Origin of the sequence: Gilliamella sp. B2824 (assembly GCF_026536245.1) — a bacterium.
Lineage (GTDB): Bacteria > Pseudomonadota > Gammaproteobacteria > Enterobacterales > Orbaceae > Gilliamella.
On sequence record NZ_JAFNON010000004.1, the window covers coordinates 89,383 to 104,364 of the forward strand.

Below are 14,982 nucleotides of genomic sequence, written 5' to 3' on the forward strand. Positions count from 1 at the left end.
CATTTAGCTATTTATAAATTCTTTATTTTTTGTTCACTCTAGTGCATTAAAATTTTGCTATATCATTATTAACTATAAATAATTTACTTGAAAATAACTTAATAAAGCATCTTAAGTTAATCATTATCATCCAAATAATGGTAAAGCTAGGTTTTATTTATTTCATAGATAGCTATTGATCCCTTGATTTTTAAACATATTTTATGTTTAGTTAATAATTATACGTGATCGTAAAGAAAACCAAATAGTCTTAATAAAAGCGTATCATTAGTAATGAGGAAATAATGAGCAATAATTTAATCTCTAACTTAAATCGACTATTAGATAAAAGTATTAAATTACCTTTATATCAACAAATTGTTGAAATAATTGTTAAGCTAATTACTTCAGGAACATTGAAGAAAGGTGATTTTTTACCGAGTGAAAGGGAGTTTACTCAACAACTCAATATTTCGAGAATTACTATACGTAAGGCTCTAGAAATATTAGAAAATGACGGATTTATTATTCGTGCACGAGGCTATGGTACCTATGTGAATGGTTCATTCGAATATTCACTCAAAAGTCTAAAAGGTTTTTCCGAACAAATTCAAATATTAGGTCAGAAACCAAACACAATTTGGGTTAATAAACAATTAAGTAACGTCAGTCCAGAAATAGCAAGGTATCTTGGCGTTGACTTAAATGAAGATGTTTTTATTCTAAAACGTATTCGTTATATTGATGACTATCCTGTATCGATTGAACAATCCTATGTTCCTAAAGCACTTATTGATAATATTGATGATGTACAAACATCTTTATATACCTTTTTCCAGACACATAACATTATTCCGATGCATGTTAAAAACTGGGTATGTGCTAGTGCACCGAATGAAGAGTTTATGCAAGTGATGTCAGTGGAAAAGTCTGAACCTGTATTGATTATCAAACAGCAGGTTTTTGATGAAAATTACATTCCTATTGAATATAGCATTTGTCACTGCCGAAGTGATTTATATGTCTTTACAACAGAAGAGTAAGCATATTGGATTGATTAGATTTAACTGTGTTTATCTTATTATCGAGTAAAAAATTAGATTATAGTCAAATTGGCGCATTAAAAAGGGGGAATAAGTCCCCCGATTGTCTTTTTGCGATTGTTATGTCTAGTAACGAATGAATAAAAAATTTGTTTAAAAACGGTTCACTTATTCTTGTTTTATATGTTTAATAAGTTGTTGCCTGGTTGGTGAACAGTCCGCACCTTTTTGACCAACAGTGTAAGATGCAACTGCATTGCCTAATGTAACTGCATCGGATAAAGACCAACCAGCTGATAAAGCAGCAAGCACTCCTCCTGCATGATTATCTCCTGCACCAATTGTATCGATTACTGTGACTGGAAATATATCCACCCACTTTTGTTCTTCTTTTTGATAAACGTAGGCACCTTCGTAATCTAATCGAATAATGATTGGTGTATGATGCTTGGTAAACCAATTATGGGCAAAGTTTTGTACAGCATCTTTAAAATTGCTAGATTTACTGTCAAGACCAAGAAATTCAGCCTCTTGTCGATTGACCGATATAATGGGTTTTAAAGCGAATAACCGTTCAAAAATTTCGGAATTTAACGTTGATATTCTTGGACCAAAATCAATAAAAAGGTCAAAAGGTTGAGAAAGAGATTCTACCCAATCGAGAATTTCAGATCCTGTTTTACTCGATAATTGGTAACCACATAAATAAATTATTGCGTTTTTTTCTATATGAAGATTAGCAAGTAATTGTTTATTCCAAGTACTTTCAATACCTTCAATAGTAAAAAAAGTTCTTTCACCTGTGGGGTCAACCAGCGCCAAACACCAGCCATTATCCTCTTCAAGATGAGTAAACTCTGATACAATCTGATGATGTTGCATTAATTGGCTAATTTGTGTTGCCCAAATACCCGTTCCAATAGGTAGCGCATTGTATGATTGCATACCTAATTGTTTTAGCATTAATGCAATATTAAAGGCACATCCTCCTATATGTTTTTCTTGCTGTGATAACAAAACTTCACCACCTGAACTGGGAATAAAAGGAGTTTGCATCACTAAGTCAATAACGGCAGCGCCAATAAGACAAATTTGCCGTTTAGTTGTTAAACACTCAATTTGCCTAATGAGCTGTTGGTTGACCATTAGCTGACTCCTTTATCTGTCTTAAACGATAAAACTCTTTGCTATAGTGTGTAAAATCTAAGTGATTAGCTTCATTAAGTTGTTTTATCCATAATGGATTGATACTTTCAACTCCATTTAGTGCACCACAAATTGCGGTCGCCATTGCACCAATAGTATCTGTATCACCACCAAGATTTGCACAAAGTATGGCTGATTGATTAGGATCGGTTTTTGCAATTTCAACTATTGCTAATGCAGCGGGAACGGCTTCAAGTGTACTGGTGCCAGCACCGACAATATTATAAATATCGGACAGCTTAGACTGAACGCCCCCTGGCTTTTCAGCCAGATTAAGTGCCAGCTCAATTCGTTTTGATATTGAAGGGCTAAACGTGGTTATTTTTCGTGTTTGAGCAATATCAGCAATCGTTGCTAAACCTAATTTAATTTGTTGCCAACTACAATGATCTATTGCTTTAGATATAGCCCATGCGATAGTGACTGCGCCAGCAATGGCTATATCTGACTTATGTGTTGGGCTTGAAGCAAGCGTAATTTGTTCGATGAAATCATCTAAATTATCTGCCGGCAACAAACAACCTAGTGGCGATACACGCATTGCTGCCCCATTTGTTGTTCCATTATTTTCTAATGAATCAATTGATTTGCCTTGCGAAATTTGATTAAGTGCAATTTTTGAAGTTGGTCCTAAGACATTTTTGTTAAATGCATCGAAATTTTGTGCCCACTTCATTATATTATTGGCAATAGTGTTTGGCTCAATTTGGCCATTACACTCAATAATGGCATCTGCAAGCGCGAGTGCCATTGAAGTATCATCAGTAAATTCAGCTTGATTGAAATAACAGGCTGCATTATTTTCTTTCGGACCTGGTAAAAAAGTATCTATCCATCCAAAATAGGACTGTACTTTTGTTCTAGGCCACAGTTCAGATGGCATTCCCATTGCATCGCCAATGGCTTGTCCATAGAACGTACCTAATATTTTATTTTCCTTAGAAATTGACATGATATCCTCTATCTTATTCTATGAATTACTCGTAAAGTGATTTATTACCAGCATAAATACGAGATCAATGTTATTGCAATTGATCAACTCTAATTGGTTCAATTTCACGTTTTTCTCTGAAAAATAGAAGAAATATTACTGCAATGACCACAATCATTATTGCACCAAAGCCCCACATGCCAGCCCAGTTGTAAGTTAAACCATTTTCAGGTGTTTCATATTTGAAAAAGTATTCCATCATTGTTCCACCTAAGTTATAACCAACTAAATTTCCTAAACCTAAGCAGAAAAGTGAAAATAATCCCTGAGCAGAGGCTCGAACGTGTGATGGAGCCTTTTTATCAACATAGACATAGCCGGTAACGAAATAAAAATCATAACTAACGCCATGGAGTAAAATACCAATAAATAACAAACTATAAATAAACAGATTATCCACACCGCCATAGACAAACAAGCCATAACGTATGCCTGCGGTTATTAACCCGAGCATCAATACATTTTTTATACCATATCGTTTGATAAAGAGAGGAAGACAAAGCATAAATAGAATTTCAGAAACTTGGCCAAGGGATAGCCATCCAGTTGCATTTGTCATGCCTATTTCAGTAAGGTAACCATTTGAAAAAGTATAATAAAAAGCAAGTGGAATACAGAACAAAAATGAACATAGTGTAAATGTTCTAAATTCTCTATCTTTTAATAAAATAATAGCATCTAAGCCTAAAATTACTCTTAAGCTGATTTTGCCAGTACTTTTTGGTGGTGTATTAGGTAACATAAATGCAAATAGTCCTAATACGGCAGAGCTTATAGCCGTGATGATGAGCGGAATATTACTTTTCGAAATATCACCAAAGCCTAGCAGGGTTGGTAAAAAACCACATACAACGCCAGATGCTATCCAGCCAATTGTGCCTAATACTCGAATACGTGGAAAGTAACGTTCTGCATCACTGACATTTGATAAAGCAATGGTATTGGTTAAAGCCACAGTTGGCATATAAGTTAAAGCATATAAAAATAATATAGGGAAAAATAGGTTGAAAGTTGTTTGTTGTGCTGCAAGGTACATTAAAAGTGCACCGAGTAGGCATAACACAGCTAACACTTTTTGTGCTGCAAAATAACGATCTGTAATCGAACCAATAATGATTGGAGAAATCACTGCTGCCATTGCAGTCGTTGCATAACACAGACTAATTTGCGCAGCAGAAAAACCATGATAACTCAAAAACTGCCACAAAGGCACAAACCACGCGCCCCAAATAAACCACTCAAGAAACATCATAGAAGAAAGCTTTATATTATTCATATTCATATTCATATAAATGAACTCCACTTGTATGTTACAATTATCTATAGGTTATATAAAGGTATTGCATCGCGACAATATTAACACAGGAATTCGAAGTTAGTAAGAATTGTTTATTTTTTTAGCAAAATAAATTTAAATTCGTTATTAACAATATAAAAGGATAGAGATAATTTTATTTGAATATTAATCACTTATATCGTTTTTTATTTTTTAAAATAAACTTTCTTGTTATCGATACTATAAGATGGAATATGAGTAATGCTTACTTGATTGAGCAATTTATACGTATTTTTAGCTAACTTTTAGCAAGGATTAAATGTTTATATAACCTTTATAACCAATCATTTTAGCTGCAATTAAATAGTTTTATAATGACTCTTCTCTCAAACGTCTGTAAGTTAATTCGCTTTTTATTTTGCTGTTACTTAGCCTTCATAATAATAAAAAGTCTATCTTCTATGTGTAAAATCTGTTGTGTGGTCTATTTTTTAGCACATAGAATGAAAAATCTACATAATTGTTTGAATCGATAGGTAGACTATTTTGTGCCATTAACTATTTTTATCGATATTTGTAAATCATATAATTTTCAGTTTTTATACATTCGCATTGTGCATAATTTTAAATTTATTACTGTAAAAGTAATCAAAGTCAGGTTTAACCTGACTTTGATACTAACTATTGTTGGGATTAAAAATCAATGTCTAAACCTAATTGGAAGGTTCGCCCTGGTGCTGTAAACATATCAAGATATTTATGATCAGAGGTGCTATATAGCTTATTATTACTCAAATAATCCCAATATTTTTGATTGGTAAGATTGTAAATACCCCCGCTTAATTTAACATTCTTGCTAATGTTGACATAACCGGTAAGATCGATAATTCCATGTCCTGGTACTCTAAAATACTCATCTTTTGAGTCAGTGATCGGTTTACCATCATTTCCATACGATTCGCGATTAGTCGATTCCGCTTTTTTCCCTTTTTGCAGCGTTGTTGTAATGGCAACCCCATAAAATTTATTTGGATCATCCCAAGCTAGACCTATAACGCTTTTTAATGGCGCAACAGAGTCCATTTCGACATTTTTATCGCCTAAGTAATTGGATTTTGATTTACCTTGGTTATAGCCGATTGCGAATCTAGCACTTAAACCATTTACCGCATTAGACCATGTGCCAAAATTAAATTCACTGCTTAGTTCGGCACCATAAATATAAGCTTTATCGCGGTTTTCAGATTGATAAACGATACGATTACCCGTGCCGACAAAATCTTTTTTATATCGAGTATAGGCAATGAAGTTTTTATAGCGATTATAGAATACGGCTGATGATAACGTTATTCCTGAAACCGGATGTCCTTTTAAACCTAATTCAAAGTTATTACTTGTTTCGGTTTTTAGGTTAGAGTCACCAACTAAAACATACATCTTACTATGAGCTAAATAAGAACCGTATAATTGATTTTGATTCGGCATTTGCGCACTACGTTTATATTGTAAGTAGGCAGTAAAATCAGGATTAATATCGTACATCAATGCAAGTGATGGTAAAATTTGGAAATCGCTATTATCACTGTACTGTTTGCTCAAATTAGATGAGTTGATACCCGTTACAGACATATTATCCAAATTACGCGGTTTAGTGTTTTGATATATCGCTCTAATGCCCGGAACCAAATAGTAGTTATTTGTTTCGTTATAGTTAAAGCTAATACGGTCTTCAACAAATCCACCTAATTGATAAGAACGGCTATCGGCTTGAGGTTTGGTATAGTCACCATCAGGAAAGATTTTACTATTTTCAGATTTAGCAGAAGTATAAAACGGTGATTCGTCTTTACCCCATTTAGCATTTAAACCCGCACTAATTTTTTGATTTTCGTAATTTTTTAATAATGTTGTAATAAAGTTATAAGTCTTAGTGTTATAGTTGGTTTGGGTATTAAAGTTTCCTTTAGTTTTATGACGTAAATCAGTATCATCATAAACATTAGTACGTTGATAACTTAATTGGGTCGTTAATATATCGATCCAGCTAAGGTCGGTTGGGCGCCACTGATCTTTGATAGATAAATTGAAGCGATTATTTTTACTTCTTTGGTGATCCAAAGATTCAATCTTGCTACCTGTTCTATCCCATGTATCGTAATGTGAATTTTTTGTTTTACTATTAAAGTCGATGGTTGTATTTAATAAATGTTCATCGGTCATTTGCCAGCCAAAACCGGCTAAAATGGAATTAGAGTGCCAATTTTCAGGATAACTGCTAATAGAATCCCCATGATTTCTTGTTTGCTGACCATCACGACGACTCAAAACTAATATACCATTAAGATAATCATCACCACCTGCCATGGTTAGCCCTTGATGATAACTATGATCTGCTGAATCGTAGTTATTTTGGAAACCAAAATAACTTGTTTTACCTGGGTATAAGTAGTAACTCGCTGTTTTTGTTTGGAATGAAACAGAACCCCCTAAAGCATTATTAGGATTACCAACCGAGGTTGCACCTGATTGAATATCAACTTTATTGTACATATAAGTATCAATATAATCACGCCCGATACCATAAGAACCAAATCCAGCCCGACCGACTGAATTTACGCGCCCTTGTGCAATGGGTAAAGGCATTCCATCAATATCAATCGATACGCGGTTTGCATCCAAACCGCGGATGTTATAACCGGTAAATCCACCTCTATCCCAACTACTTTTTCCACTTCCTGAACCCGAAATAGTGCCTGAAGCCGAAATCAGGGGTTGATAACGCATGATTGTTCCAAAATTTGTTCCGCCATCACGTCTAATATCTTGTTCAGAAATTTCAGTATTTGTGCCCGGTTTTTTGAATGCTTCATGCGCGGTGACAGTCATCGTGTCATTAATTTTATCGTCATCATGTTTTTCAGCGGCAATACTCGGGACTGCAAAAGTCAGACCCAAAGCTAACGTGCTGGTTTTTTTTAAATTTGTAAAATTGAACATTGTAATCCTTTTAGACTTAGTAAATTAAATAAAATGATTCACTTCAATTGCTTCTAATTTGTTGTCAAACATTATTAAAATTTATATAAAAATCAGGATGAACTTCATTTTGGATAGAAGCTTTGGTATAAAATTTTTGTAATCTCATCAACTCTTGGTCCTATCCCAAAAAGATATTGATCATCAACAACAGTTATACGGTGATTTTTGTAAGCATCTGTTTCTGTAATACCTGGGATAGTATTGATTTTGTCTAAACCACCTAACTGTTCAATAGAGTGGGTATTAAATACAATAACCTGCGGATTCATCACAATTAGCGATTCAGGGGTATAACTTTTATAACTTGTATGTGTGGCTAAATTTTCACCGCCAGCAATCGTGATTAACGCATCCGCTGTTGTATTTTTACCCGCAACTGAATTGGTCCCAGCCATGCTCATTAAGAAAAGCACTTTTGTTTTTTTATGATGATTGGAAATGTCTTTTTGGATTTGTGAAAGATTGGTTTTAATTTTATTGATTAATTGCTGTCCTTCGGTTTTTTTATTTAATTTATCAGCGATTTTATCAATATTTTCATATAGTAAATCAACAGTACCAGGGATTCGGTTTAACGCCAATACACTTACCTTAGCATTGGCAACTTGAGCAAAGATATTATCAGGTTCTATATCTTTAAATGCGATAAAAAGAGAGGGGTGTAAAGATAAAATTCCTTCAATATTTAATAATTTCCAATAACCAATTTGAGGTAGATTTTTTACTGATTCAGGATAGGTACTCGTTTTATCAATACCAACAACTTGCTCACCAGCGCCTAGGGCATAAACAATTTCAGTTAAGCTTGCCCCTGCAATAACGATTCTTTCATTAGCAAAGCTATAATTAATCAAACAATTGAAAACAAAGATGAATAGTAACGCAGTTACTTTTGTCATAATTTTTTTTAACATTTAACACTCCCTGTGTCTCGGTATTGAGGGTAGTAATATAGTGAAAATGATAACTATTATCAATATTGTCATATAAATTATTTTATAAATCTTATTAATTACTACATTTTTTTAGCAAAAAAATTAAATAAATATCAATTAATTATAAAATAAATTAATAAAAAATATTGATAAATGATAATAATTATTATTTAATCTTGGCAAATTTTATTTACACATAGCCGTTATGAAATCGTTAGATGTGAGTGCTTTTTTTGCTGCGAATTCCGTTTTACCTTTTAAAAATCGTTGGGCAGTAATGCCTTTACAAGCAAGTTTACCGCTGGACCAAGACTTAATTGAAAAGCAATGGGAAAATATTCAATTATCTGAATTGAAAGGTAAAAAAAGGTTAATTTATGTGCATGTGCCTTTTTGTGATATTCATTGTCAATTCTGTGGTTTTTATCAAAATCCACTACGTAAGCATAATACCGAAACCTATGTTGACTATCTTTTACACGAGATATCGTTAGAAATTACCAATAATGCCATGCAATCGGCCCCGATTCATGCAATCTATTTTGGTGGTGGTACACCATCAGCCTTGGCTGCAGGTCAATTGGCTAGAGTCATTCGCTATTTTAAGCAATTTGCTCCCTTAGCTCCCGATTGTGAAATTACTGTAGAAGGGCGCATTTCTGATTTTGATGATGATCGCATTGATAGCTATATTGAAGCTGGAGCCAATCGTTTTTCGATTGGTGTGCAAACTTTCGATACGGATATTAGGCAAAAATTAGGTCGTCAATCTTCTAAACAACAAATTATTGATGGCTTTGAGCGTATAGCAGCTCGAGATAGTGTCGCGTTAGTTTGTGATTTAATGTTTGGATTACCTAACCAAACTTATCAAACTTGGCAACAAGATTTAGAAATAGTCGATAATCTACCTATTGATGGGGTTGATCTTTATGCCCTTAATTTACTGCCAACCACTCCTTTAGCTAAGGGCGTTGAAAATAAACGTATTGAGCTACCTTCAGTTACTGATAAATGCGATTTATATCAACAAGGCGCAAAGTATCTTGAAAAACAAGGTTGGCATCATTTAACTAATGCGCATTGGTCTAAAACCAGTCGAGAACGTAATTTATATAATTTTCTGATAAAGCAAGGTTCTCATTTTTTTGCTTACGGCTCGTGTGCGGGTGGACGATTAGGTGGGCACTCTTTTATGCTTAATCGTGATTTAGCAAGTTATTATGCGCAGCTCGATCAAGGTAAAAAACCATTAATGATGTTAACAGGTAAACCTTTAATTGGCGATTGGTTATATAAATTACAAGCAGGTATTGAAAAGGGTAGAATTGATTTAAATGGTTTAACCGATCATGCCGAATTATTCGATCCCTTAATTGAACAATGGTACCAAGTTGGTCTATTAAAAAATCAAGCACATTGTTTGCAATTAACTTTATCGGGACGTTATTGGTCAAGTAATATTCTTCAAGCTTTACAACAATTATTATTACAATTGAATAATCCAGAACATATTGAATTGCAACAAAAAATGGCAACGGCTAGACAGTCTATGAAAGCAATGCAGGGTATGTCAAAATCGGTTAATCATAAACAACATGTCTAAATAACATCACATCAATAAGGATACTTCTATGGTAGATAAACAAACACATTTAACTCACTTAGCAACTTATATGCAAACTAATCCAGAAGATTTGCTAGAAAAAATTGCACAAGACTATCAAGTTACTTTAACGCAAGTCATTCAAGCTATGCCAGAAGCTAAAATTGTTGATGGTGATCATTTCGATGCTATTTGGGATGAAGTAACAACTTGGGGTGATGTAATGTTTTTGATTCATACAGGTGATATTATTGCTGAAATTTCAGGTGAGCTACCGCCTGGCACACATAGTCAAAAATATTTTAATTTACGCCATCAAAAAGGTTTAAGTGGTCATATTAAAGCTGAACATTGTCAATATATTGCGTTTATTGAACGAAAATTTATGAAGATGTCGACAGCATCGATGATTTTTTTAAATCATTTGGGACAGTCGATGTTTAAAATATTTGTTGGTCGTGATGAAAATCATCAACTTAAAGCCGATCAACTAGAAAAATTTAGAGCTTTGATGCAAAAATTCAATTAAAACATATTATGAAAACATTATTTATTTTTGGGGTAAGCCCAAATCAAGGTACGGGTTACCAACTAGCACAGTTGGTAAGACAACGTCATCCTGACTGGCGTTGTATTGTATTAGTTAGGCATGCAGATTTTGCCAAACAGCTTTCGCAACAAGGTATTGAAACTTATGTCGGCGATGCAACGAATACTACTTTGTTAAACGCTATGTTTGAACATGCTGGTGCTGACTCTGTTATTGTTTCAACTTTAGGTGGTGAAACAGGTAACTATACAGCACAGCGAAAGATTATTGATTGTGCAGAGCAAGCAGGTATTACCAACATGGTTTTGGTCACTTCTTTAGGCTGTGGTGATTCGTGGAACACGTTATCTGCTAGGGCAAAACAAGCCTTTGGTCACGCCGTTCGAGAAAAGTCATTAGCTGAAGTGTGGTTGCAAACAAGTTCGTTGTCGTATTTGATTTTACGACCAGGCGGACTACGTAATGGCGAAATTACTTATAGCGCTCAATGTTATTTTAATCAGGAAGTTCATGGCTTTATCCATCGAGCAGAGCTAGCTAATACGATTTTAACCAAAATAGAAAATAAGCAATTTGATAATTGTGCATATAGTGTGGTTGATCCTCATCTGGCCGTTCATAATTAATGCATATAAATATATACGATCAAGTTGATATTATCAGTGAGGTAAGTTGGTGCGTAATGTTAGTCAACGAATAATATTATGGGCATTATTGGTTATCCTTTGTGTGTTGATTATTTTTGCGGCAAACATTGGCGCACTTAAATTTCCCATTACCCAACTTGCAACAATGTCATTTGACGATCCGATATTAAATATTTGGCTCAATATTCGTTTACCTCGCATAATTTTAGCTGTTATTGTGGGAATGGCATTAGCCAGTTCGGGTGCGGTGATGCAGGGGTTATTCAGAAATCCATTAGCGGATTCAGGTCTACTTGGAATTAGTAGTGGCGCAAGTTTAATGGTCGGATTATCGATTTTATTTCCAACCATTTTTCCACCTATTATGATGCTTTACGGTAAGATGGTTGCCGCTTTTATCGGCAGTTTTTTTATTTGCTTGCTGATTTATCTTTATAGCCTGAACGAACAATGTAATTTAGCTAAAATGGTTTTATTAGGTGTAGCAATTAATGCAATTATTGCGGCTGTAATGGGCTGTTTAAGCTATGTTAGTGATGAATCTCAATTAAGACAATTATCTTTGTGGTCAATGGGACATTTAGGTAAAGGCTCTTGGGATTTGGTACTCGTTGCTATGTCTCTAATTGTTCCTGCATTAATTTGTATTTTTAAACTTTCTTATCAACTTAATATCTTGCAGCTTGGTGATGAAGATGCGCACTATCTAGGTATTAATGTCCTTCGTATAAAGCAATATTTATTATTACTTTGTGCATTATTGATAGGCACAGCTGTTGCCGTGAGTGGTATTATCGCTTTTGTTGGTTTAGTTGTTCCACATATGATTCGTTTACGGATGGGGGCCAATCATCAATGGTTACTGCCGGGTTCTGCACTTGGTGGCGCTTGCCTGTTATTATTGGCCGATACACTAGCTCGAACCTTGATTGCCCCAGCTGAAATACCTGTTGGACTGTTCACCAGCCTCATTGGTGGTCCCTATTTTCTTTGGCTGATTTTAAGGCAGAAGTAACAGATGGAATTAGATCATGATGTTAATTGCAAATAATTTAACATTTGCTTATGGCAGTAAAACTATTATTAATGAGGTTTCTTTGACCATTAATGCTGGTGAAATTGTCATTATTATTGGCCCCAATGGTGCGGGTAAATCGACTTTGTTAAGGCTGTTAACGGGGTATCAGCAGCCATCATCTGGCGCGTGTTTTTTACTTAATAAACCATTAAACCAATGGTCGGCAAAACAGTTAGCGAAAGTTAGAACGGTGATGCTACAGCATAGTCAACTTACCTTTCCTTTCAGTGTTAAAGAAGTCGTTGCTATGGGACGTGCGCCTTACGGAAAAGACTATGTTGAGCAAGCTATATTTGAGACCATGGAGCAAACTGATTGTTTAAAATTAGCCGATCGCGATTATCGTAGTTTATCCGGCGGTGAACAGCAACGTGTTCAATTAGCAAGAGTGTTAGCCCAGCTGTGGCAACCTACGCCAAGAGAAAAATTACTGTTTTTAGATGAACCGACTTCAGCGCTCGATTTATATCATCAACAGCACACTTTAAGGTTATTAAAAAAATTAGCCAAGCAACAAAATTTAGCTGTGTGTTGTATATTACATGATCTTAATTTAGCTGCTTTATATGCGGATAAGATTTTATTACTTAATCAAGGAAAGATAGTTGAACAAGGTACACCAGCAGAGGTGATAACTGTCAATAACATTAAACATTGGTATGGCGTTGAATTAGGAATATATCCGCATCCAATAAATCAGGTTGTGCCACAAATTTATTTAACACCCTGAATAGAAATAACTATTATTCATCACTGCATTTTATATTGGTTTAGGTATATAATTATCTAAAATTAATTTACAGGTGTAGCTTATGGATCAATTTAACAACCCAAAATCAATTCCTGTTGCTCACTTATTGGCATCTGAGCCTATTTTTAGTTGTCAATTAGATGGCAAAGGCAAAGCTGTAAGCTTAGATGAAAATAGTGAAGCATCGGTTGAAAAACCCTGTTGGATTCATTTAGATTTTGCTAAGCCTGAAACAATCAATTGGATACACTCAACTACGATAATTCCTGATTTAGTCAAAAGCGAATTAATCAAACCTAATCAGATTTCAAAGGAAATTCGTTTTGATTCAGGGATTTTAGTTGTGCTAAAAGGGGTTAATTTCACACCAAATGAATTGCCTGACCCAATTGTAACATTTCGCTTTTATATTATTGATAATTTAATCATCTCCTCTAGACATCAGCAAATTGATGCTATTTTTCAATTAAAAGATAATTTAGAAAAAGGGATAGGGCCTGTCGATGTTGCTGATTGGCTGATTCAAGTTTCTGAACTGATTAGTGATCAAGTTAATTTGTCTTTTGATAGTGTACACAACAAAATTATTAAACTTGAAGATTTGGTGTTAAATCAGCATATTTTTTCCCATAAAGAGATAGGAAGAGTACGTAAACAACTGATTGTTTTACGTCGTTTATTATCACCACAGCGGGATATTTTTGTAAAAATTTCAACAGAAAGAATATCTTGGATTGATGACAATGACCGTCAACGTTTACATGATATTTCTAATCAGCAAAGCCATTATGTATCTGATATTGACAGTTGTTTATTAAGATTGGCATCAATTATGGAACAAATTAATAGCTTTTTGGCTGAATCGACCAATAAACGAATTTATTTAATGTCTCTATTTACCATTATTTTTACGCCAATTACATTCTTAACAAGCTTATTAGGCGTAAATTTAGCGGGTATTCCAATGAGTGAAAAGAGTTGGTCCTTTCTAGGATTAGTGTTAATAATTATTGTGATTTGTATTGGATCGGTAATATGGCTTAAATGCAAAAAATGGTGGTAAAACAGTGAATTTTTTAGTCAAACAGGGTAGATGATGGTGAACTTTCATAACGTTACCGATGTTAAAGCTATCAAGCCATTATTTAAAAAATTTCATCAATCCCTTTTGCAGGCTTATTGGCAAGGCAATATTGGTTATGCATACACTGATAACGCTTTACAACCCAACTCTGCAGTCGTGAATGTTGGTTGTTTCTTTTTTTGTGCAGGTTGCCCCAATCAGGATATGCTCAGCTATATTCCAACAATTTATGGTAACAATTATTTTATTGTTATTGCAGATGATCAAACTTGGCAAAGTTTGATAGAACGGACATATCCCAGTTGTTATGAGAAATTCACCCGTTATAGTTTTTATTCTGAACCATTATTTGAACGCCAAAAACTACAAGCTATCGTTTCACAACTATCTGAAGGTTATCGACTAAAAGCAATTGATGAAAATGATTATCAACAGATTACTTCGCTTGAATGGTCTAAGGACTTATGCAACAATTTTAACGCTTATTCTGAGTTTAGAAAATATGGATTAGGATATGTTATTTTGAAAGATAATATTATTGTTTCTGGGGCGTCTTCTTATTTGGCATATAATAATTGTATTGAAATAGAAGTCGACACAATAGCGCCACACAGACGGAAAGGTCTTGGTTTGATTTGCTCAGCAAAGTTAATTTTAACCTGTCTGGAACGTCAGATATCACCCAAATGGGATGCACATAATCATGCGTCTTTAAAAATGGCGACTAAACTAGGTTTTATACTAAATAAATCTTATCAAGCTTATCATATTTGGCATTCATGATTAATATAACGTAT

13 protein-coding genes are annotated in these 14,982 nt (G+C 34.3%); 8 read left to right on the forward strand and 5 right to left on the reverse strand.

Annotation, left to right across the window (positions count from 1 at the left end):
* Positions 1 to 284: 284 nt before the first annotated feature.
* Entirely contained in the window at positions 285 to 1,022 is a 738-nt protein-coding gene (locus J3U56_RS05205; RefSeq protein ID WP_267332575.1) for a GntR family transcriptional regulator, read from the forward strand.
* A 168-nt stretch (positions 1,023 to 1,190) separates the two neighbouring features.
* Here the strand turns inward: J3U56_RS05205 and J3U56_RS05210 are convergent, their stop codons facing one another.
* The 5 genes from J3U56_RS05210 to J3U56_RS05230 form a co-directional block, all read right to left on the reverse strand.
* Positions 1,191 to 2,168, reverse strand: coding sequence for a PfkB family carbohydrate kinase (locus tag J3U56_RS05210; protein ID WP_267366937.1), 978 nt, complete (start codon positions 2,166 to 2,168; stop codon positions 1,191 to 1,193).
* Positions 2,146 to 3,180 carry an ADP-ribosylglycohydrolase family protein gene (locus tag J3U56_RS05215; protein WP_267332577.1) on the reverse strand — a complete coding sequence of 345 codons (1,035 nt, stop codon included), beginning with the start codon at positions 3,178 to 3,180 and terminating at the stop codon, positions 2,146 to 2,148. The genes J3U56_RS05210 and J3U56_RS05215 overlap by 23 nt, the downstream gene beginning before the upstream one ends.
* Before the next feature lie 70 nt (positions 3,181 to 3,250).
* The gene (locus J3U56_RS05220; RefSeq protein WP_267332578.1) at positions 3,251 to 4,501 is read right to left on the reverse strand and encodes a nucleoside permease; all 1,251 of its coding nucleotides are present in this window, start codon (positions 4,499 to 4,501) and stop codon (positions 3,251 to 3,253) included.
* Between the two features lie 687 nt (positions 4,502 to 5,188).
* Positions 5,189 to 7,492 carry a TonB-dependent receptor domain-containing protein gene (locus J3U56_RS05225; protein WP_267366939.1) on the reverse strand — a complete coding sequence of 768 codons (2,304 nt, stop codon included), beginning with the start codon at positions 7,490 to 7,492 and terminating at the stop codon, positions 5,189 to 5,191.
* A 104-nt stretch (positions 7,493 to 7,596) separates the two neighbouring features.
* The gene (locus J3U56_RS05230) at positions 7,597 to 8,448 is read right to left on the reverse strand and encodes a heme/hemin ABC transporter substrate-binding protein (RefSeq protein WP_267366940.1); all 852 of its coding nucleotides are present in this window, start codon (positions 8,446 to 8,448) and stop codon (positions 7,597 to 7,599) included.
* Between the two features lie 226 nt (positions 8,449 to 8,674).
* Here J3U56_RS05230 and hutW point away from each other — a divergent pair, with 226 nt between their 5' ends.
* The 7 genes from hutW to J3U56_RS05265 all read left to right on the forward strand — a co-directional run bounded on the left by hutW (position 8,675) and on the right by J3U56_RS05265 (position 14,968).
* Positions 8,675 to 10,075 (forward strand): heme anaerobic degradation radical SAM methyltransferase ChuW/HutW, encoded by a 1,401-nt coding sequence (gene hutW / locus J3U56_RS05235; RefSeq protein ID WP_267332581.1) that lies wholly within the window; start codon positions 8,675 to 8,677, stop codon positions 10,073 to 10,075.
* 28 nt (positions 10,076 to 10,103) lie between these two features.
* Entirely contained in the window at positions 10,104 to 10,604 is a 501-nt protein-coding gene (hutX, locus tag J3U56_RS05240) for a heme utilization cystosolic carrier protein HutX (RefSeq protein WP_267344353.1), read from the forward strand.
* A gap of 8 nt (positions 10,605 to 10,612) precedes the next feature.
* A complete protein-coding gene (locus J3U56_RS05245; RefSeq protein WP_267332583.1) occupies positions 10,613 to 11,251 on the forward strand; it encodes an NAD(P)H-binding protein in 639 nt (212 codons plus the stop codon).
* Between the two features lie 46 nt (positions 11,252 to 11,297).
* Positions 11,298 to 12,287 (forward strand): FecCD family ABC transporter permease, encoded by a 990-nt coding sequence (locus tag J3U56_RS05250; RefSeq protein WP_416379528.1) that lies wholly within the window; start codon positions 11,298 to 11,300, stop codon positions 12,285 to 12,287.
* 16 nt (positions 12,288 to 12,303) lie between these two features.
* Complete coding sequence (locus tag J3U56_RS05255) at positions 12,304 to 13,080, forward strand: heme ABC transporter ATP-binding protein (protein ID WP_267332585.1); 777 nt, start codon at positions 12,304 to 12,306, stop codon at positions 13,078 to 13,080.
* An 82-nt stretch (positions 13,081 to 13,162) separates the two neighbouring features.
* Positions 13,163 to 14,164, forward strand: a complete 1,002-nt coding sequence (gene zntB, locus J3U56_RS05260; protein WP_267344349.1) for a zinc transporter ZntB — start codon at positions 13,163 to 13,165, stop codon at positions 14,162 to 14,164.
* Between the two features lie 36 nt (positions 14,165 to 14,200).
* Positions 14,201 to 14,968 carry a GNAT family N-acetyltransferase gene (locus tag J3U56_RS05265; protein WP_267366941.1) on the forward strand — a complete coding sequence of 256 codons (768 nt, stop codon included), beginning with the start codon at positions 14,201 to 14,203 and terminating at the stop codon, positions 14,966 to 14,968.
* Positions 14,969 to 14,982: the final 14 nt, after the last annotated feature.

What these genes read in the sequence shown, in the direction of transcription:
- J3U56_RS05210 (WP_267366937.1), bottom strand. Translation starts at nt 2,168, where the DNA reads ATGGTCAACCAACAGCTCATTAGGCAAATTGAGTGTTTAACAACTAAA.
- J3U56_RS05205 (WP_267332575.1), top strand. Translation starts at nt 285, where the DNA reads ATGAGCAATAATTTAATCTCTAACTTAAATCGACTATTAGATAAAAGT.
- J3U56_RS05255 (WP_267332585.1), top strand. Translation starts at nt 12,304, where the DNA reads ATGATGTTAATTGCAAATAATTTAACATTTGCTTATGGCAGTAAAACT.
- hutW (WP_267332581.1), top strand. Translation starts at nt 8,675, where the DNA reads ATGAAATCGTTAGATGTGAGTGCTTTTTTTGCTGCGAATTCCGTTTTA.
- J3U56_RS05215 (WP_267332577.1), bottom strand. Translation starts at nt 3,180, where the DNA reads ATGTCAATTTCTAAGGAAAATAAAATATTAGGTACGTTCTATGGACAA.
- J3U56_RS05245 (WP_267332583.1), top strand. Translation starts at nt 10,613, where the DNA reads ATGAAAACATTATTTATTTTTGGGGTAAGCCCAAATCAAGGTACGGGT.
- J3U56_RS05230 (WP_267366940.1), bottom strand. Translation starts at nt 8,448, where the DNA reads ATGTTAAAAAAAATTATGACAAAAGTAACTGCGTTACTATTCATCTTT.
- J3U56_RS05220 (WP_267332578.1), bottom strand. Translation starts at nt 4,501, where the DNA reads ATGAATATGAATAATATAAAGCTTTCTTCTATGATGTTTCTTGAGTGG.
- zntB (WP_267344349.1), top strand. Translation starts at nt 13,163, where the DNA reads ATGGATCAATTTAACAACCCAAAATCAATTCCTGTTGCTCACTTATTG.
- hutX (WP_267344353.1), top strand. Translation starts at nt 10,104, where the DNA reads ATGGTAGATAAACAAACACATTTAACTCACTTAGCAACTTATATGCAA.
- J3U56_RS05225 (WP_267366939.1), bottom strand. Translation starts at nt 7,492, where the DNA reads ATGTTCAATTTTACAAATTTAAAAAAAACCAGCACGTTAGCTTTGGGT.